The sequence below is a fragment of the Azospirillum sp. TSH100 genome, from assembly GCF_004923295.1.
Classification (GTDB): domain Bacteria; phylum Pseudomonadota; class Alphaproteobacteria; order Azospirillales; family Azospirillaceae; genus Azospirillum.
Genome location: NZ_CP039634.1, coordinates 2,017,991 through 2,036,639, shown reverse-complemented (window position 1 = coordinate 2,036,639; position 18,649 = coordinate 2,017,991). Strand labels below are relative to the sequence as shown.

General features: G+C 64.7%; 19 protein-coding genes. 8 read left to right on the top strand and 11 right to left on the bottom strand.

Features of this window, described 5'->3' with window-relative positions:
- Window positions 1-3 precede the first annotated feature (3 nt).
- Both E6C72_RS09635 and E6C72_RS09630 read right to left on the bottom strand, forming a co-directional pair.
- On the bottom strand, window positions 4-1,203 hold the full coding sequence (locus E6C72_RS09635) for an amino acid ABC transporter permease (RefSeq protein ID WP_109443429.1): 1,200 nt from the start codon (window positions 1,201-1,203) through the stop codon (window positions 4-6).
- 216 nt (window positions 1,204-1,419) lie between these two features.
- The gene (locus E6C72_RS09630) at window positions 1,420-2,439 is read right to left on the bottom strand and encodes an amino acid ABC transporter substrate-binding protein (RefSeq protein ID WP_109443430.1); all 1,020 of its coding nucleotides are present in this window, start codon (window positions 2,437-2,439) and stop codon (window positions 1,420-1,422) included.
- A 375-nt stretch (window positions 2,440-2,814) separates the two neighbouring features.
- Here E6C72_RS09630 and metC point away from each other — a divergent pair, with 375 nt between their 5' ends.
- From metC to E6C72_RS09610, 4 genes are all read left to right on the top strand, one after another.
- Window positions 2,815-3,993 carry a cystathionine beta-lyase gene (gene metC / locus E6C72_RS09625; RefSeq protein WP_109443431.1) on the top strand — a complete coding sequence of 393 codons (1,179 nt, stop codon included), beginning with the start codon at window positions 2,815-2,817 and terminating at the stop codon, window positions 3,991-3,993.
- A gap of 28 nt (window positions 3,994-4,021) precedes the next feature.
- The gene (hisI, locus tag E6C72_RS09620; RefSeq protein ID WP_109443432.1) at window positions 4,022-4,456 is read left to right on the top strand and encodes a phosphoribosyl-AMP cyclohydrolase; all 435 of its coding nucleotides are present in this window, start codon (window positions 4,022-4,024) and stop codon (window positions 4,454-4,456) included.
- Window positions 4,457-5,014: 558 nt separating this feature from the next.
- A complete protein-coding gene (locus E6C72_RS09615) occupies window positions 5,015-5,698 on the top strand; it encodes a calcium-binding protein (protein WP_109443433.1) in 684 nt (227 codons plus the stop codon).
- A gap of 126 nt (window positions 5,699-5,824) precedes the next feature.
- Window positions 5,825-6,310: a PRC-barrel domain-containing protein gene (locus E6C72_RS09610; RefSeq protein WP_109443434.1), complete on the top strand. Its 486-nt coding sequence runs from the start codon at window positions 5,825-5,827 to the stop codon at window positions 6,308-6,310.
- A 91-nt stretch (window positions 6,311-6,401) separates the two neighbouring features.
- Here E6C72_RS09610 and E6C72_RS09605 read toward each other — a convergent pair whose 3' ends face one another.
- From E6C72_RS09605 to E6C72_RS09580, 6 genes are all read right to left on the bottom strand, one after another.
- The gene (locus E6C72_RS09605; RefSeq protein ID WP_109443435.1) at window positions 6,402-7,913 is read right to left on the bottom strand and encodes a TRAP transporter large permease subunit; all 1,512 of its coding nucleotides are present in this window, start codon (window positions 7,911-7,913) and stop codon (window positions 6,402-6,404) included.
- Between the two features lie 20 nt (window positions 7,914-7,933).
- Complete coding sequence (locus E6C72_RS09600; RefSeq protein WP_109443436.1) at window positions 7,934-8,473, bottom strand: TRAP transporter small permease subunit; 540 nt, start codon at window positions 8,471-8,473, stop codon at window positions 7,934-7,936.
- 388 nt (window positions 8,474-8,861) lie between these two features.
- Window positions 8,862-9,611 (bottom strand): arginyltransferase, encoded by a 750-nt coding sequence (locus E6C72_RS09595; RefSeq protein ID WP_109443437.1) that lies wholly within the window; start codon window positions 9,609-9,611, stop codon window positions 8,862-8,864.
- A 70-nt stretch (window positions 9,612-9,681) separates the two neighbouring features.
- The gene (locus E6C72_RS09590; protein WP_109443438.1) at window positions 9,682-10,659 is read right to left on the bottom strand and encodes an alpha-E domain-containing protein; all 978 of its coding nucleotides are present in this window, start codon (window positions 10,657-10,659) and stop codon (window positions 9,682-9,684) included.
- The gene (locus tag E6C72_RS09585) at window positions 10,656-12,119 is read right to left on the bottom strand and encodes a circularly permuted type 2 ATP-grasp protein (protein WP_371298426.1); all 1,464 of its coding nucleotides are present in this window, start codon (window positions 12,117-12,119) and stop codon (window positions 10,656-10,658) included. Before E6C72_RS09585 ends, E6C72_RS09590 begins: the two co-directional genes overlap by 4 nt.
- 207 nt (window positions 12,120-12,326) lie before the next feature.
- The gene (locus E6C72_RS09580; RefSeq protein WP_109443440.1) at window positions 12,327-13,460 is read right to left on the bottom strand and encodes a flagellar motor protein MotB; all 1,134 of its coding nucleotides are present in this window, start codon (window positions 13,458-13,460) and stop codon (window positions 12,327-12,329) included.
- A 279-nt stretch (window positions 13,461-13,739) separates the two neighbouring features.
- On the opposite strand from E6C72_RS09580, the gene E6C72_RS09575 reads away from it, so the two are divergent.
- Window positions 13,740-14,231, top strand: a complete 492-nt coding sequence (locus tag E6C72_RS09575; protein ID WP_109443441.1) for a flavin reductase family protein — start codon at window positions 13,740-13,742, stop codon at window positions 14,229-14,231.
- A 9-nt stretch (window positions 14,232-14,240) separates the two neighbouring features.
- Here E6C72_RS09575 and E6C72_RS09570 read toward each other — a convergent pair whose 3' ends face one another.
- Genes E6C72_RS09570 through E6C72_RS09560 form a run of 3 tightly spaced genes read right to left on the bottom strand, consistent with a single transcriptional unit; the run spans window position 14,241 to window position 15,573 of the window.
- Entirely contained in the window at window positions 14,241-14,525 is a 285-nt protein-coding gene (locus tag E6C72_RS09570) for a DUF1488 domain-containing protein (RefSeq protein WP_109443442.1), read from the bottom strand.
- Window positions 14,526-14,559: 34 nt separating this feature from the next.
- Window positions 14,560-15,216 carry a DUF6134 family protein gene (locus E6C72_RS09565; RefSeq protein ID WP_109443443.1) on the bottom strand — a complete coding sequence of 219 codons (657 nt, stop codon included), beginning with the start codon at window positions 15,214-15,216 and terminating at the stop codon, window positions 14,560-14,562.
- A 54-nt stretch (window positions 15,217-15,270) separates the two neighbouring features.
- A complete protein-coding gene (locus E6C72_RS09560; protein WP_109443444.1) occupies window positions 15,271-15,573 on the bottom strand; it encodes an SCP2 sterol-binding domain-containing protein in 303 nt (100 codons plus the stop codon).
- Between the two features lie 170 nt (window positions 15,574-15,743).
- Here E6C72_RS09560 and E6C72_RS09555 point away from each other — a divergent pair, with 170 nt between their 5' ends.
- The 3 genes from E6C72_RS09555 (at window position 15,744) to E6C72_RS09545 (ending at window position 18,638) form a co-directional block, all read left to right on the top strand.
- Window positions 15,744-17,489, top strand: coding sequence for a long-chain fatty acid--CoA ligase (locus E6C72_RS09555; RefSeq protein ID WP_109443445.1), 1,746 nt, complete (start codon window positions 15,744-15,746; stop codon window positions 17,487-17,489).
- 114 nt (window positions 17,490-17,603) lie between these two features.
- Window positions 17,604-17,996 carry a MerR family DNA-binding transcriptional regulator gene (locus E6C72_RS09550; protein ID WP_109443446.1) on the top strand — a complete coding sequence of 131 codons (393 nt, stop codon included), beginning with the start codon at window positions 17,604-17,606 and terminating at the stop codon, window positions 17,994-17,996.
- Between the two features lie 114 nt (window positions 17,997-18,110).
- Complete coding sequence (locus E6C72_RS09545; protein WP_109443447.1) at window positions 18,111-18,638, top strand: thioesterase family protein; 528 nt, start codon at window positions 18,111-18,113, stop codon at window positions 18,636-18,638.
- Window positions 18,639-18,649 lie beyond the last annotated feature (11 nt).

The window sequence follows — 18,649 nt, the reverse complement described above, 5'->3', positions numbered from 1 at the left end:
CCGTTACCGCTCCACCAGCGCGATGCGCTTGTTGTACCAGTTCATGAAGATCGAGATGCTGAGGCTGATGACCAGATAGGTGCCCATGATCATCGTCACGCCTTCGATCGCCTGACCGGTCTGGTTCAGCGTCGTATTGGCGATCGACACCAGATCGGGATAGCCGATGGCCAGCGCCAGCGAGCTGTTCTTTGTCAGGTTCAGATACTGGCTGGTCAGCGGCGGCACGATCACCCGCAGCGCCTGCGGCAGGATCACCAGACGCAGCGTCGGGCCGCTCGGCAGGCCGAGAGCACGGGATGCCTCTGTCTGTCCCCAGTTGACCGCCTTGATGCCGCTACGCACCACTTCGGCGATGAAGGCTGCGGTGTAGAGCGTCAGGCCGGTCAGGATGGCGAAGAATTCCGGGGAAATCGCGGCGCCGCCGGAAAAATTGAATCCGGCCAGCTTCGGCATGTCCAGCGCCATCGGCGCACCGCCGGCGATCCAGGTCAGGACCGGCAGACCGATGATCAGGCCAAGCCCGGCCCAGCCAGCGGGAAACGGCTGCCCGGTGCGCGCCTGCCGTGCCCGCGCCCAGCGCGACACGCCCCAGGCGGCGACGATGGCGACCAGCAGTGCGATGCCCATGTTGGCCCAGACCGGGCTCGGTTCCGGCACCGGCACGCGCAGGCCGCGCTGCGACAGGAACACGCCCGGAATCGGGTTCAGCGCCTGACGCACCGGCGGCAGTCCGTCCGACACCAGCGCGTACCAGAAGAACAGCTGCAGCAGCGGCGGGATGTTGCGGATGATCTCGACATAGGTCGAGGCCAGCTTGGCGATCAGCCAGTTGCTGGACAGGCGCGCGACGCCGATGATCGTGCCGATGATCGTCGCCAGGATGACGCCGATGATCGACACCTTCAGCGTGTTCAGCACGCCGACCAGGAAGGCCCGGCCATAGGTGTCCTTCGGCGAATAGTCGATCAGCGACTCGCCGATGCCGAAGGCCGCTTCACGCTCGAGGAAATGATACCCGGTCGCGATCGAGCGCCGCGCGAGGTTGTCGAGCGTGTTTGATATCAGGAACCAGCCAACCAGCACGACCGCGCCGACCACCAGGATCTGGTAGACGATGGCGCGGAACGTCGGGTCGCTGAGGGAAAACGATACGCCACCCGGCGGCGGAGCGCCTTGGGTGGTCCGGGTCTCGGTCGCCACGGACTACTCTCCCCCAACCATCGCTCCCCACGGTGCCCACGCGGTCCCGGACGTTCTTCCGGGCATTTCCCACACCGTAGGGGATGCGACATGTCTCCCAATGCGGTCCCCTGCGCGGGCGCTTCAACGGCACCCTTCGCGACCGCTCCTCAAAGAACCGGAAGGCCGCCTCCCGGGCAGTGATCCCGCGGGCGGCACTTCATACGGTGTCGTGCCTTACCGGAACGGCTGCGCGTACATCAGGCCACCCTTGGTCCACAGGGCGTTCAGGCCGCGCTCCAGCTTCAGCGGGGTACCCGGGCCGACGTTGCGGTCGAAGATCTCGGCATAGTTGCCGACCTTCTTCACGACGTTGTAGGCCCACTTCTCGTCCAGGCCCAGAGCCTTGCCCATGCCCGGCGAGGTGCCGAGGAAGCGCTGGATGTCCGGGTTCTTGGAGTTGGCGAACTCGTCGATGTTCTTCGAGGTGATGCCGAACTCTTCCGCCTGGATGGTCGCGTAGACCGTCCACTTCACGATGTCGAACCACTGGTCGTCGCCATGGCGCACGGCCGGAGCCAGCGGCTCCTTGGAGATGACTTCCGGCAGAATGACATGGTCGTCCGGAACCGGGGCGACACCGGCGCGGGTGCCGGCCAGACCGGACACGTCGGTCGTCAGCACGTCGCAGCGGCCGGCGAAGTAGGCAGCGTTCACCTCGTCGTTCGACTCGATGACGACCGGGTTGTAGGTCATGTTGTTGGCGCGGAAATAGTCCGCCAGGTTCAGTTCGGTCGTGGTGCCGGACTGGACGCAGACGGTGGCGCCGTTCAGCTCCTTGGCGCTCTTCACGCCGAGCTTCTTCGGAACCATGAAGCCCTGGCCGTCATAGTAGGTGACGGGGGCGAAGTTGAGGCCGACCGAGGTGTCGCGGGTCAGCGTGGCGGTGGTGTTGCGCGACAGCAGATCGACTTCACCCGACTGGATGGCCGGGAAGCGCTGCTGGGCGGACAGCGGGGTAAACTTGACCTTGTTGGCATCGCCGAAAATGGCGACGGCCACGGCACGGCAGTAATCCACGTCCAGGCCGGTCCAGTTGCCGGCGCTGTCGGGGTTGCCGAAACCGGGAAGACCGGCGTTCACGCCGCACTGCACGAAGCCGCGCTGCTTGACGGTGTCCAGCGTGGCCGCACCGGCGACGGCGCTGGCGGAAACGACCACGGCCGCCGCGGCGGCGGCCAGGAACCCTGACTTCATATTATTAACTCCACCCTGTTCTTGCGTTCTTCGCATTGAGCGGTCTGACGACGCGCCTGGTCACGCCGGCCTCCCGACCCACCCTGTGATCAGGCGGGATAACCCCCACCGGACCGGTCCTGTGAGGATCGCGACGCAGCCATGCGCGTGGGACAAGAGTGTATCAACTTGATCCGACTTGTCGAATCCTCTGTGCATTGGTGGTGTTACCAGAACATCCCGGCCGCTGACGGTCATCGCGCGCAATCGGCGATGGCGGCAAGCGGTCCAGGATGACAGAATGTTCGGCCGCGCCCGCGCCGCCTGCCCTGGGGTTCTCCCCATGACACCGGACTCGGTCGGGCCGGATTGCCGCTCCAGCCATACGGACAGTCGATGAAGGACGTCACGAAGGACACGATTCTCGTTCATGCCGGCCGCGATCCGCGGAACAACCACGGCATCGTCAATCCGCCGGTGTATCATTGTTCGACCGTGCTGTTCCCGACCCTGGACGCGCTGGAGGAAAGTGACCGCAACACGCTCGAAGGCGTGCATTACGGCCGGATGGGCACCCCCACCACCTTCGCCTTTGAAGAGGCGGCGGCGGAGCTGGAAGGCGGCTACAAGTCGGTGAACACCGGCTCCGGCCTCGCCGCCATCGCCATCGCGCTGTCGTCCTTCACCAAGGCCGGCGACCATGTGCTGATCACCGACAGCGCCTACGGCCCCACTCGCCGCTTCGCCAGGGAGACGCTGATCCCCTATGGCGTGGAGGTGGAGTTCTACGATCCCTGCATCGGCGCCGGCATCTCGGCCCTGCTGCGGCCGAACACCAGCGTGGTCTTCCTCGAATCGCCGGGCTCCCTGACCTTCGAGGTCCAGGACGTGCCGGCCATCGCCGCCGCGGCCAAGAAGGTCGGCGCCACGGTGATGATCGACAACACCTGGGCAACTCCGCTGTTCTTCCGGCCCTTCGACCATGGCGTCGATCTGTCGATCCATGCCGCGACCAAATACATGGTCGGTCATGCCGACGCGATGCTGGGCATCGTCACCTGCCGTGACGAGGAGAGCTGGACCGCGGTGAAGAAGACCGCCACCCGCTTCGGCGTCTGCGGCGGACCGGACGACCTTTACCTTGGCCTGCGCGGCCTGCGCACCCTGTCGGTGCGGATGCGTCAGCACCAGGAAAGCGCGCTGGTACTCGCCGACTGGCTGGCCTCCCGGCCGGAGGTGACGCGGGTTCTGCACCCTGCCCGCTCCGACTTCCCCGGCCACGAGCTGTGGAAGCGCGACTTCACCGGCTCCAGCGGCCTGTTCTCCATCATCATCGATCAGGTGCCGCGTCAGGCGCTGGCGGCGATGCTGGACGGGATGGAGCTGTTCGGCATGGGCTACAGCTGGGGCGGTTTCGAAAGCCTGATCCTGCCGACCCGACCGGCGGCGGTGCGCTCCGCCACCCGCTGGACCGATCCGGGACAGGTGCTGCGCCTGCATGCGGGGTTGGAAAGCCCCGACGACCTGATCCGCGATCTCGAGGCCGGCTTCCGCCGGATGGCCGCCGCCCTGTAAGCAGGGAGCAGTTGAGGAGTGATTTGCCATGACGGACCTACCGTCGATCGATCCAGCCCCCTATGACGAGGTGCTGGCCGCCATCCGCTTCACTGCCGACGGGCTGGTACCCGCCATCGCCCAGGCCGAAGGCACGGGCGAAATCCTGATGATGGCCTGGATGAACCGCGACGCGGTGGTGGAAACCCTGTCGACCGGCCGGGTCTGCTACTGGTCGCGATCGCGCGGCGGGCTGTGGCGCAAGGGTGAGACCTCCGGTCAGATGCAGCGCCTGAAGGATTTCCGGGTGGATTGCGATGGCGACACCCTGCTGCTGATCGTCGAGCAGGACGGCGTCGCCTGTCATACCGGCCGGCGCAGCTGCTTCTATCGTGCGTGGCGCGATGGACGGCTGGAAACGATCCAGGAGGTCCAGACCGATCCCGCCATTCTCTATGGCGGTCACTCGCACAGTCACGGCTGACGGGCGGGCGGCAAGACGGTGAACCACCTCTGCGGGAGTGTTGGTTGATCCATGTCAACGCCGCACCCTGCCGAAGGGTATACACACCTTCTTGTCTCTAACCCTCCCTGTATATGACTGCACCGGGCGCTCCTTTGGACGCCCGGTTATTTTTGCGCGAGGTCCGAGCCCCGCAACTTCGGACATCCTTGAGCGCGTTTGCGTCGCCGAACCTCTTTCGGACGATCCGGTTCTACAGTGCTTTCGGCCTGTGGCATACCGCCCTGCCGGCCGACACACCGCCTTCGTCGACGCCCCCTGTGCCCTTCCGCCGGACAAAACCTGTCCGGATGGGAGATAAAGTCTTCAGTCGATCACAGAAAGATCCCGCTTTCCGCCACAAATCCATCGAATGAAGAAACAGTTCGTTTCTTTAATTCGATCAAGTTTCAATTATCTGTGTCATCTCGCCCACTCCCCTTTGTATTGCCTCCTTATCGCTTTTCGACCGCCCCGGCCTCATGGTTAACATCTGGTTAATCGTTAATAGCACGTTAACGAAACTGATGGAGAGACGCCATGCGCCAGTTCTGGGGGACTTCGACCAACGACGCCATGACCGGCACTGTCTTTGACGACCGTCTCGACGGTCTGGATGGCGATGACCGCATCGACGGCGCCGGCGGAAACGATCAGCTGTTCGGCGAACGGGGAAATGATTCTCTGATCGGTGGGCTGGGCAACGATCAGTTGCATGGCGGGGACGGCAATGACTGGCTCGGCGACCCCTATGGCGGAAATGAGGCCGGCAACGACTCCATGTGGGGCGACAGCGGCAACGACCAGTTGTTCGGCGGCGACGGCAACGACATGCTCGATGGCGGCACCGGCGACGACATCCTGAAGGGCATGCGCGGCGACGACACCATGATCGGCGGCGCCGGTAACGACACTTTGTATGACAGCTACCGTGACGGCGGGGCGGACCTGTTCCGGCCGGGCACTGGCGACGACACCATGGTCAGCTACACCGACGGGCAGGTCGACCGCTTCCTGATGGAGCAGGCCACCGGTGGCTTTGGCCACGACACCATCAATTACTTCGAGCGCGGGATCGACCAGATCGAGTTCCACGGCTACACGGCGGCCCAGATGTCGGTGACCACCAGCGGCTTCCAATCGGTCTTCTCCTTCGCCGACGGCTCGTCGCTGACCGTGGATCAGGTCGGGCTGACGGCTGGCCACGACTATATCTTCACCTGACCTGTCCGAAAGAGGTGCTCTCTCGCGGGCGATGGGATCACCCCATCGGCGCGAGAGACCTCCGGCCACGCCCGTGCTGTTGTGAAAGCGGATATCTCCGCGCCGTCAGCAAAAGGGCCAACATCGATGGACCATCGCCGCCTTTCCCAGCGCACGCTGCTTCCCGCCCTGCCGGTCCTTGCTCTCCTGCCGGTTCTGACATTGGGTGCCTGCGCCAGTTCCGATATGGGCGGCGTCCCGTCGGCGGAGGTGGCGACCGAGCCACCGGTGGAACTGGTCGGGCTGACCGTGCAGACGCCGGACGGCCGCCGCATCCTCGGCAACGTCACCGATCTGGTGATCGGGCCGACCAACCGGGTGGAGCAGGCGATCGTCACCGTCGGCGCCCCCCGCTTTCCGACCGAGCACAAGGTGACGGTCGCCAGCGACAATCTGCGCTACGCCCGCAACCGTCAGGCCGTGATCCTCACCGGCATGACGGCGGAGCAGTTCGCCGACCTGCCGCCGGTTGCCGGAAGCGACCGCATGGTGTCGCTCGGCAACAACGGGGGGGCGTTGCCGGCAGGTACTGCCCCGACCAACTGGGCCGGAGCCACGACCCCGGCACACTGACCCTTTCCCAATTGGAAACGCACCAAAAAGAAAGGGGGGGCCGGACGAACCGGCCCCCCCTTTTGCTGTCCAGGCGTCGTGACGCTATCCGTCACTTGCCCTGAAGCTGCTTCATGATGTCGTCCGCCGGGTTCTGTTCCGGCTGGCCCGGAGCGCCGAAGGGCGGGGCCACATCCTGATTGTCGAAGGCCGGGATCTCGATCTTCACGTCGTTCAGGTTGATCGCCGGTCCCTTGTCGCGGCCGGCGTCGACCAGCTGCGGGAAGCCGATGACCAGGCCGACCATGATGATCTGGATGATCACGAAGGGCACCGCCCCCCAATAGATCTGCCCGGTGGTGATCTTCCCGATCTTCTTGCCGGTGATCTTGTCGATATAGTCGGTCTTCGGCGCCACCGACCGCAGGAAGAACAGCGCGAAGCCGAAGGGCGGGTGCATGAAGCTGGTCTGCATGTTGACGCCCAGCAGCACGCCGAACCAGATCAGATCGATGCCCAGCTTGTCCGCCACCGGCCCCAGCAGGGGGACGATGATGAAGGCCAGCTCGAAGAAATCGAGGAAGAAGGCCAGGACGAAGACCAGGATGTTGCAGACGATCAGGAAGCCCAGCTCGCCACCCGGCAGGCCGATCAGCAGATGCTCCACCCACAGGTCGCCATTGACGGCGCGGAACACCAGACCGAACACCGTCGAACCGATCAGGATGAACACCACGAAGGACGACAGCTTGGCTGTCGAGTCCATCGCCTGACGCATCAGGCTCCAGCTCAGCTGCCGCTTGGCAAGTGCCAGCAGGATGGCACCGGCGGCACCCATGGCACCGCCCTCCGTCGGGGTGGCGATGCCGATGAAGATGGTGCCCAGCACCAGGAAGATCAGCACCAGCGGCGGCACCAGCGAGGTGATGACGCGCAGCAGCAGCTTGCCCCCACGCAGCGTGCGGGCTTCCGGCGGCAGGGCCGGAACCATTTCCGGCTTGATGATGCTGGTCAGCAGAATGTAGCCGGCATAAAGGCCGGTCAGAACCAGACCGGGGATCAGCGCGCCGGCATACATGTCGCCGACCGAACGGCCGAGCTGGTCGGCCAGCACGATCAGCACCAGCGACGGCGGGATGATCTGGGCCAGCGTGCCCGAGGCCGCGATGACGCCCGACGCGACCCGGCGATCATAGCCGTAGCGCAGCATGATCGGCAGGGAGATGAGGCCCATCGAGATGACGGAGGCCGCGACCACGCCGGTGGTCGCCGCCAGCAACGCGCCGACAAAGATCACCGCATAGGCCAGACCGCCGCGGATCGGCCCGAACAGCTGCCCGATGGTGTCGAGCAGATCCTCGGCCATCCCCGATCGTTCGAGAATCAGGCCCATGAAGGTGAAGAACGGGATCGCCAACAGCGTGTCGTTGCGCATGATGCCGAACACGCGTTCCGGCAGCGCCTGCAACAGGGCTGGCGTCAGCAGACCCAGCTCGATGCCGATCAGCCCGAATACCAGACCGTTGGCTGCCAGGGCGAAGGCGACCGGGAAGCCCATCAACAGGAAAATCACCAGGGCGCCGAACATGAGCGGCGCCATATTGGCGGATACGAACTCTACCATCTGGGGGGCGCTCCCGGTCCTTAGGAATGGCTGTGCATCTTCTCGCCGGGCTCGTCACGATGGCCGGTGAGAAAAGCGATGCGCTTGATCAGTTCCGACACACCCTGTGCGGTGAGCAGGAAGAAGCCGACCGGGATCAGAAGCTTCGCGGGCCAGCGGATCAGACCGCCAGCATCGCTCGACATCTCGTTGGTGTGGAAGCTGTCCCAGAACATCGGGATCGACAGCTTCAGGATCAGGATCGTCATGGGGAACATGAAGACCAGGATGCCGAAAATGTCGACCCAGGCCTGGACCCGCTTGGAGAAGCGTCCCAGCACGATGTCGATGCGGATGTGTTCGTTGCGCAGGAAGGTGTAGCCGGCGCACAGCAGGAACACCGCCGCGAACAGATACCATTGCAACTCCAACCAGGCGTTGGAGCTGATGTTCGCCGCATAGCGGATGACCGCGTTGACCGAGCTGACCACCACGGCGACCAGCACGAGCCAGTAGGCGAGCTTGCCGATGCCTTCATTCACGGCATCGATCAGCCCGCTAAGTCTGAGCAGACCTGTCAAAGGAGAAACCTCCCTGTTGCGGGGGCGCGGCCTTGGCCGTCCCCTTTTGCTTTTGTTGCAGCCGCATAGCCACGGCAGGTCGCAACCCTCTCTCGTTCGGAGGGTATACCAAAAGATAGGATTTGAAGGGACTATTCCTTTCCCGCCCCACAGCGGCAAGGGCTACGTTGGAGCTACGTAGAATCACGTAGACGCCGGATGCGGATCGCGCCGGAACGCCCGGCGGGAGCCTGCCGGCGAGCCGCAGACGATCTGCTCCGGTGACGCAGGCGTGGGGAGGCGATGCGTCGACGCATCGCCGGTCATCCCTCAGGATCGGCGTCGATAGAATGTGAGGTCCCGGTAGAATTGCGAACGGAACGGGGCGGAACCATCAACCCCGATGCCCTTACTCCGCGTCCCCGTCAGGCACGATGTCCGCGCGGCGCCAGCCGTCCTCACCCAGGCATTCCAACGGGTGGAACTTAGCCTTGTAGGCCATCTTGCGGCTGTGGGCGATCCAGTAGCCCAGATAGACGAAGGGCATGCCGGCCAGCCGCGCCCGTTCGATCAGCCCCAGGATCATGAAGGTGCCCAGGCTGCGACGGTCCTGTGCCGCATCGTAGAAGCTGTAGACCGCCGAATAGCCGTCCGCCAATCGGTCGGTCAGCATACAGCCGACCAGTTGGCCCCGCTCGTCGCGCGCCTCCAGCAGGTTCGTGTCCGCCCTGCCCTCGTCCACCATTGCGGCGAAATCGCCCATCGCCATGCGGGCCATGTCGGAATCGCCGTGACGGGAATTCTGATAAAGCGAGAAGAGCCTGTATTGCTCGGAGGTGGCATAGGCTGGCCGTTCGGCCAGCGTCACCCCCTCGTTCAGCTTCAGCACCCGGCGCTGCGACCGGCTCGGTACGAACTCCGCGACCGGAACGCGCACCGGAACGCAAGCCTGGCAGTTCGGGCAGACCGGGCGATAGACGATGTCGTGACTGCGGCGGAAGCCGGCCCGCGACAGGGTGGAATTCACCTCGGTCGCGAAGGGCCCGATCAGACGGGTGAACAGCTTGCGCTCCACACGTCCGGGCAGATATGGGCAGGGCATCGGCCCCGACCGGAAGAATTGCTGCAATGGACGCTGCGGCGGCTGGATGACCGACATTCTGAGCGACAACCACCACGACAATGACAAGGAGGCGGAGGGGGTTCAGGCCCCCTCCGCCGCCGCAAGCTTACTGCGACTGGCTCTGAACCGCCAGAGGAGGCTGGACACCGAAGAAGGCCTGCGCGATCTCCGTCGTCACGATGTTCAGCTGCTGCTGAATCCAGTCGAGATACTCATGCAGACCGTCCCGCAGAACCGCATCGATCGGGCGGGACAGCAAGGCGGCCAGCAACTCGTCCACCCGCTCCATCGCCGCGGATCCGCCGCGCAGGTCGTAGCGCGAGCGCATCCGCGTCAGCACCCCGTCGATCTGCCGCACGCACATCACCACCGACCGCGGGAACCCCTCGTTGAACAGCATGAAGCCGGCGACGGTGGTTGGCGACATGCCGCGGGGATAGACACGGCGGAAGGCATGATAGCCGGCGGTGCTGCGCAGAACCGTCGTCCACTGGCTGACGTCCAGCGTGGAGCCGACGTCGAGCGGCGACGGCAGCAGCGTGTGATACTTGATGTCGAGCAGACGCGTCGTCTGGTCCGCCCGCTCGATGTACTTGCCCATCTGGTAGAAGTACCAGCCCTGGTCGCGATAGAACGTGCCCTCGGTGATGCCGGTGTGGGTCTGGCACTCCTCCTTGATCCAGGTGCAGACCTTAGACAGGTTCTGAGTCGCCACGTCCTTGACCGACATCTCCAGCAGCTTGTTGTGGAACACGTTGATCTGCGTCCACATCTCGGTCGAGATCCAGGGACGCAGCGTCCGCGCGTTCTCCCGCGCCATCCGCAGCATCGACAGCAGAGAATTCTGATTCTGCCCGTCGAACATGTAGTAGTGGATGACCGCCTCCGCCGTCGGGCGGTCATGGCGGCTGAAGAAGTCCTTCTCGTCGGCGTTAAGCTGAACGATGGAAAACCAGTTGGTGGCCCCGCGGGTGTCGCGCGCGAAGGTTTCGTGCACGTCCAGGATGCGGGCCAGATTCTCGGCCCGCTCCATGTAGCGGGCCATCCAGAAAATGCACTCGGCGTAACGGGACAGCAGGTTCATGCCGCACCACCTTCCAGAACCCAGGTGTCCTTCGAGCCGCCGCCCTGGGACGAGTTGACAATCAGCGTTCCCTTCTTCAGCGCCACGCGCGACAGGCCGCCGGGCAGGACCCAGGTGCTCTTGCCGGTGATGGCGAAGGGGCGCAGATCGACGTGGCGCGGCTCGATGGCGTCGTCGCAGACGGTCGGGCAGACCGACAGGTCGACCACCGGCTGGCTGATGTAGTTGGACGGATCGGCCAGCAGCTTGGCCCGGCAATCCTCCAACTCCGCCTTGCTGGCGCGCGGACCGATGGTGATGCCGTAGCCGCCGGCCTCGCCGACCGGCTTCACCACCAGATCGGCCAGATTGTCCAGCGTGTATTGCAGGGCGTCCGGCTCGCGGCAGATGCGGGTGTCGACGTTGGGGATGATCGGATCCTGGTCCAGGTAATATTTGATCATCCGCGGGACATAGCAGTAGACTGCCTTGTCGTCGGCGACACCGGTGCCGATGGCGTTCGCAAGCGCGACATTGCCCTTGCGGTAGGCCTCCAGAATGCCGGGCACGCCCAGCAGACTGTCGGGGTTGAAGGCCTTGGGATCGAGGAAGGCGTCGTCCAGGCGGCGGTAGATCGAGTGGACCGGGGCCAGACCGTTGGTCGTCTTCATGAAGACGCGGTCGTTGTCCACCACCAGATCGCGCCCCTCCACCAGCGGCACGCCCATCTCGCGCGCCAGGAAGATGTGTTCGAAATAGGCGGAGTTGTAGGTGCCCGGCGACAGCAGCACCACCTGCGGATCGTCGACCGGCGCGATCTCCACCATGGCGTCCAGCAGCTTGTGGCCGTAATTGTCCACCGGCCGGATGCCGATGTCCTGCATCAGGTCGGGGAAGACCCGCTGCATCATGTGCCGGTTTTCCACGACGTAGGAGACGCCGGACGGAACGCGGCCGTTATCCTCCAGCACGCGGAAGGTGCCATGGCGGTCGCGCACCAGATCGGTGCCCATGATGTGGATGTAGGTGTTGAAGGGAACGTCCAGCCCGATCATTTGCGGACGGAAATTGTGGTTCCCTTCGACCAGATCCCGCGGGATCACCCCGTCCTTCAGGATTTTCTGGTCGTGATAGATGTCGTGCAGGAACAGGTTCAGCGCGGCGACCCGCTGCGTGACGCCCGCCTCCAGATGCTTCCATTCCGGTGCGGAGATCACCCGCGGGATGACGTCGAACGGCAGGATGCGGTCGACGGCGTCCTTGTCGGAATAGACGATGAAGGTGATGCCGAGATTGTAAAGCTCCCGCTCCGCATCCTGCGCGCGGCGGCGCAGTTCATCGAAATCGAGTGCGGCCAGCCTCTGGCGTATGAGCGCCGTGTGTTCGGCCGGCAAATCCATGGCTCCGAACAGCTCGTCGAAGTACAGGCCAGGATTGTAGGATGACAAAAGGTCGGACGGTTTGCCCTCGGGTACGCTCACAGACTCCCCCGCGCTTGTATCTGACCGATCATCGCGGGCCGGGCGGCATCGCCCCGGCCATGTCGCATTGTGCAGGAAGTATGACCCATCGCCGCGCGCTTTGAACAGGGCAAACGCGCGTTCCGTTGTGCGACGCGCTGACAAAGCAAGAATTCGGATGCGCGCGCTTGCGGAAATTAGCGCCAAAGTACCGGTTACACCGAGGTTCTATCGTGCTTTGGTGGGAGCGCCGCCGCCACCGGACTGGCCGCCGGCCGCCGGTGCCGCCTGGGTTTCGCGCAGCAGGACCATGGTGATGCGGCGATTGCGCGGGCTGTTCGGTTGGTCGGCGACCAGCGGGTCGCGGTCGGCCTTGCCGATGACGTCCTGGATTCGCGTCGGGTCGATTCCGCCGGCCAGAAGGGCGCGTCGCGTTGCGTTGGCCCGCTCTGTCGACAGATCCCAATTGTCGCGGCCCGACCCCGCCGGGAATGGCGAGGAATCGGTGTGGCCGCTGATCGACAGCTTGTTGGGCAGCTTGGACAGGGCCTTCGCCACCTGCTGCACAAGTTGGCGCGTCTGCGGGTACATCTGGCCGGAACCACCGGGGAACATCGACACGCGGTCCTGATCGACGATCTGGATGCGCAGACCTTCCGGCGTCTGGTCGATCATCAGGTTCTGGGCTAGCGGCTCCAGTTCCGGCACCGACTGGATGGCCTGACGGATCTCGGTGGCCGCCTGCTGGAACTGCCGGGCCTCCTTGGCCGCCCCCTGCAGGCTGTCCATCGCCTCCTTCACCCGTTCGCCGAAATCGGACAGCTTCTCGCCGGGCTTCTGGCCGGGGATGCCCAGTTGCTTGGCCATCTCCTCCATGCGCTTCTGGAACTCGGCGCGGGTTTCGTTCGGCTTCTGGTCGGCAACGTCGGCATCGGGCGCGGCCGCGCCCGGTTTTCCGGGGCCGGTGCCCTGGCCGGGCCCGGCGGTGGCTTCGGTCGGGTCGTCGGCGTCCTCGGTCTGCTGAGCCGAATAGCCGGGCGGACCCGAAACCGGCACATCCGCCGACATCGGCGAGCTGGGAGACACCTGCGCACCAGGCACGGTGATGGTCTTGCCGCCCAGCATGCCGCCGGAGCCCGACTGCTCACGGCTGACCGACACCGGCGAGAAATAGTCGGCGATGCCCTTGCGCTGGTCCGACGTGGTGACGTTCAGCAGCCACAGCAGGAGGAAGAAGGCCATCATCGCGGTCACGAAGTCGGCATAGGCCACTTTCCAGGCGCCACCATGGTGGCCACCGTGCCCGCCCTTCTTCTTCTTGATGATGATCGGCTGCTCGTTGCCGCCGGAATTCCCGCTCATGCCCTGGCCGTGGCGAATGGTTCACGGCCATCGAGGCCGATTTTCGTGCGCCGCGCCGCGGTGAAAGCGGCGGCCGGCTACCGCGGCAAAACCCTGACCGGGTTTCATTAAGATCCGTTTAACGACGTTGTCCGGGTGGGGATGGGGCGGAGATGCGGCTTGCGCCGGGTGGCGTGCTGGATTAATTCCCGGTATTTCCTACCTTGTGTGTCACCTTCGGCCGCTCTCCAGCGCCGTACAGAGCAGCCCTCTCCACTCCGGCCCACACCACAGGATGTCATGATCACCGACCAGCCGATCGATCCACTTGCGTTCCGCTCCGCCCTCGGCTGCTTCGCCACCGGAATCGCCGTTATCACCACCATTGCGCCCGACGGGCTGCCGCTGGGGGTTACGGTGAACTCCTTCTCGTCGGTGTCGCTCGATCCGCCGCTGGTGCAGTTCTGCCTGGGCCGTGCGGCGATGTCCTTCGAGGCCTTCAACGTCGCTCCGCACTTCGCGGTGAACATTCTGGCCGCCGATCAGGAGGACCTGTCCAACCGCTTTTCCCGCCGTGATTTGCAGGAGCGCTGGACCGGGCTTGAGGTCGTCACCGGCCGCGGCGGTGTCCGCCTGCTGCCTGGTTGCCTCGCTACGCTGGAATGCGACCGCGAGCATCTGCTGGACGGCGGCGACCATGTCATCGTGCTGGGACGCGTCCGCAAGCTGACCTCGCGCGACAGCGGCGACCCGCTGCTGTATTTCCGCGGCCGCTATGCCCGGCTGGGCTGATCGTCTCCCCTACCCCGCTGCCCTATGCAGGTCGCGGCCGGTCAGGTGGATGTTGGCGTCGGGGTCGAGCGCGCGGGCCATGATGCGCTGCTCGGTCGCCCGTTCGAACAGGGGGCGGTTCAGGCAGACCTGCTGAACCGCCTCGTCCGGCTTCGGCGTGTGGCCGACGATGCCCTGCAAGGTACGGCGGGTGACGAAGACCCGGCCCTGATATTCCCCGACCTGCACCGCGAACTCGACGGCGTCGGCCTCCTCGTTCCAGAAGGGGTCGTCGGGAAACAGGAAGATCGGCATCGGGTCCTCAATCGCCAGGGAGCATCGGCAGAAATCACTTCAGGATATAGGTGATATCATAGCCGCTGCGTTTGAAGCGCGTCTTCAGCAGCGTGCCATCCGCCGCATACCACAGGTCGCGCTCCACATCGCCCTCGATGCGGTGGTGGGCGGCCTCCTGCGTCTTGCCGCCGGCCTCCACCGTCTCCGCCCCGAGCTTGCGCGCCGCCACCTTGTAGGGGGCCGCGTCGATCACCGACAGAAGCTCCCGATGCTTCAGCACTTCCGGCGTCCACAGGGTCAGCGGCAGGACGCCGGCCGACGCCTGCTGGGTCTTGCCGTCCACTGTCAGGCGGTAGCCGCCGGCATCGCGTGCCATCTCGATCTCGTGTGGTGTGCCGTCATCATCGGTGGTGGCGGTCATCGATTCCAGTGCGCCACCCTTCCACATCTCCTCCCGTTTGTGGTCGTAGCGGAAGTTGATGAACAGCACCTTCACCCGCGTGGTGGCGGTGACGGTAACCTTGGTACGGTCGCCCTGCGGCTCGATCCTCACCTGTTCGCTGCCGATCGGGTCCTCGCCCATCAGGATCTGGTAATTCAGCGTCCGCGCGGTCGCCTGCGCTGAAGCCGTTCCCGGCAGACCGGTCAGCAGTGCGGCCGCCATCAGGACAGCGGACAGGGTGGCGCATATGCTGCGCATCGTCGTCATGGTCTTTTCCTCCCGGTTGGGTATGTCTGTTCGGCGGCTCTTCCGGCCGCTCGATCAATCGTCCAGCAGTTCGGCCAGCTTCATCGCGACACCCATCGATCCTTCGACCTTCAGCTTGCCCATGGTGAAGGCCAGCATCGGATTCAGCTTGCCGTTGATCAGCTTTTGCAGGTTTTCCGGCGAGATGCGGATGGTGCAGTCGGAGTCGGCATCCTCGCGGCTGATGCTGATCGGGCTGGTGCGGCCATCGACCCGGATCACCTCCCCCTCCTTGCCCAGCAGGAAGCGGACAGAGGCGTTGAGCGAACGCAGATCGCCGCTGCGGCTGCGCAGTTCCTGCAGAATGTCGTCGACCATGAAAGCGTGCCCTCAGGATTGTTCGTAGGACTGGTCTTGACAGTAGGCGCACATTACGTTTACGTCAACGTCATAACGAAAGCGTTTCAGACGCCCGCCGCCCCGGTTGCCGCCATTCGGTGCAGGCTGTCAGGTGATCCGGAACGCGCCACCGCCAAGGGGAGCGAACCATGCCCGAGCCGCTTGCGCAGAGCGCCAACCCGCCCATCACCACCGCAGATGGCGCTAAGAATGATGCCGTCCATCCCTGGCTGACGCACTACCCGACGGGGATCGCCTGGGACCAGCAGTTCACGCCGATGCCGCTGCACATGCTGTTCGATGAGGCGGCCAAACGCTATGCCGACCGCCCCTGCCTGGACTTCCTGGGCCGCCGCTACAGCTATGCCGAGGTTCTTGATCTGGTGAACCGCGCCGCCCGCGGCTTCCAGGACCTGGGCGTCGGGCCGGGGGTGCGGGTGGGACTGTGCCTGCCGAACTGTCCGACCTACGTCATCTCCTATTTCGGGGTGCTGAAGGCCGGCGGGACCGTCGTCAACTACAACCCGCTCTATGTTGAGCGGGAGCTGGAGCACCAGATCACCGATTCGCAGACCGAAATCATGGTGACGCTGGATCTGAAGCAGATCTATCCACGCGTCGCCGCGATGCTGGCGCGCACGCCGATGAAGCGGATCGTCGTCTGCCGCATGGCGACAATCCTGCCGGCGGTGAAGAAGGCGCTGTTCAGCGTGCTGAAGCGCGGCGAGCTTGCCGCGGTCCCGCGGGACGACCGCCATGTCGATTTCAACAGCCTGTTGACCAATGATGGCATGCTGCGCCCGGTGCGCATCGACGGGCTGCGCGATGTCGCCGTGCTGCAATACACCGGCGGCACCACCGGCGTGCCCAAGGGCGCGATGCTGACCCACCACAACCTGCTGTCCAACGCACGGCAGGTGCAGGCCTGGTTCCCCGGTGTCGCCCTGGGTCAGGAGAGGGTGTTGGCCGTGCTGCCCTTTTTCCATGTCTTCGCCATGACCGTGGTGCTGAACATGGGGTTGGCCTGCGGAGCCGAGCTGATCATGCTGCCCCGATTCGAGACCGAGCAGGTATTGAGGACCATCGCCAAGCGCAAGCCGACGCTCGTCCCCGGCGTGCCGACCATGTACAAGGCGCTGCTGGGCCATCCGCAGGTCGCCCGTTATCCGATGACCTCGATCCGCTACTGCATCTCGGGCGGGGCCCCGCTGCCGATGGAGTTGAAGCGCCAATTCGAGACGGCGACCGGCTGCGTGCTGATCGAAGGCTACGGCCTGTCGGAAGCCTCTCCGGTCTGCGCCGCCAACCCGTTGAACGGCATCAACAAGGAGGGATCGATCGGCCTGCCGCTGCCCGGCATCGCCATCGAGATCCGCGATCTGGAAGACCCGACCCGCAAGCTCGGCATTGGCGAGAAGGGGCAGGTGGCGATCTCCGGACCCAACGTCATGGCCGGATATTGGGGCCGGGCGGAGGAGAGCGACCGCACCGTGGTCGATGGCTTCCTGCTGACCGGCGACGTCGGAACGATGGACGAGGACGGCTACGTCTTCCTGCTCGACCGGCTGAAGGATCTCATCATCTGCAGCGGCTACAACGTCTATCCGCGCATGATCGAGGAAGCGATCTACCAGCATCCCGACGTGGTCGCCGCCTGCGTCATCGGGCTGCCCGACGATTATCGCGGCCAGACGCCGAAGGCCTTCGTTCAGCTGAAGCCGGGCGCCAGCCTGACGGCCGAGGCCCTGCGCGACTTCCTGCGCGACAAGATCTCCCGCATCGAGATGCCGACGGCCATCGAATTCCGCGAGGAACTTCCGAAAACCGCCGTCGGCAAGCTGTCGAAGAAGGAGTTGATCGCCGAGGCGCAGCAGGCTCTATCGAACGGAGGATGACCGGAAGTCACCGTCTTGCCCCGAACGTAAAGGGAAGCCTTATCACGCGACGGCAGCTGTGCTACCAGACGGAAGGCGCATTGTGCCGGACACGAACAAAAGGTCTTCCCAGGGATGGAACAGCTCTACACGGTCAACCAGCTTGCGGAGGAGCTGGGCATCACGCCGCGAGCCCTGCGCTTCTATGAGGTCAAGGGGCTGCTGGCGCCCAACCGCGTCGGCAACAACCGGGTCTACACGAAGCGCGACCGTGCCCGGCTGAAGCTGATCCTGCGGGGCAAGCGCCTGGGCTTCTCGCTGGCGGAAATCCGTGAATATCTCGACCTCTACAACGTCAATGGCGGGGTCGAGCAGCAGAAGAACCTGTTGAAGCGCGTGCAGAAGCGGCTGAAGGACCTCGCCCAGCAGCGCGAGGACCTGGAAGCGACCGTGCAGGAGCTGCGCGACATCGAAGAGCAGGTCAACAACACCTTGGCGGAGCTGAAATCCGCCGCGAAGGACAGCTGACCGGTCGGACGCCCCTGAAAGCGCTCCGGTCGGCCCGGCAAGGGGAGATCGGAGCATGATGGGACAGCGACAGCCGCAGACCGCCGATAAAACCATATGGCCGGGAGATCGGGCATGAACCTGATCTTCCGCCTGCTGGCGGTCGCCGCCGCCGCCATCCTCGCGGCTTGGCGGGGCCGACGTGCCGGACTGCTTGAGCCATCGGCATTGCGCTTCCGGGTCTGGCCGACCGATCTGGACATCAACCTGCACATGACCAACGCACGCTATTTCAGCGTGATGGATCTGGGTCGCACCGACCTGATGATCCGCGTCGGCCTGGGTCCGGCGATCCTGCGCAACCGCTGGCAGCCGGTGCTGGGCGGGGCGACCATCCGCTACCGCCGCTCGCTGCGGCCGTTCCAGCGCTTCACCCTGGTCAGCCGGGTGCTGTGCTGGGATGACAAATACATCTTCATCGAACACCGCATGGAAACGCGAGGCGGGCTGGCGGCGCTGGCCGTCGTCCAGGGCGCATTCGTCGGATCCAGGGGCGTCGTCGCCCCGGCCGAGGTTCTGGCAGTCCTCGGCACCACCGCCGCCTCGCCGCCGGTCCCCGATGCGGTCGCGGGCCTGCGCGGACAGACGCTGTCCACCGCCTAAGTCGTACAAGA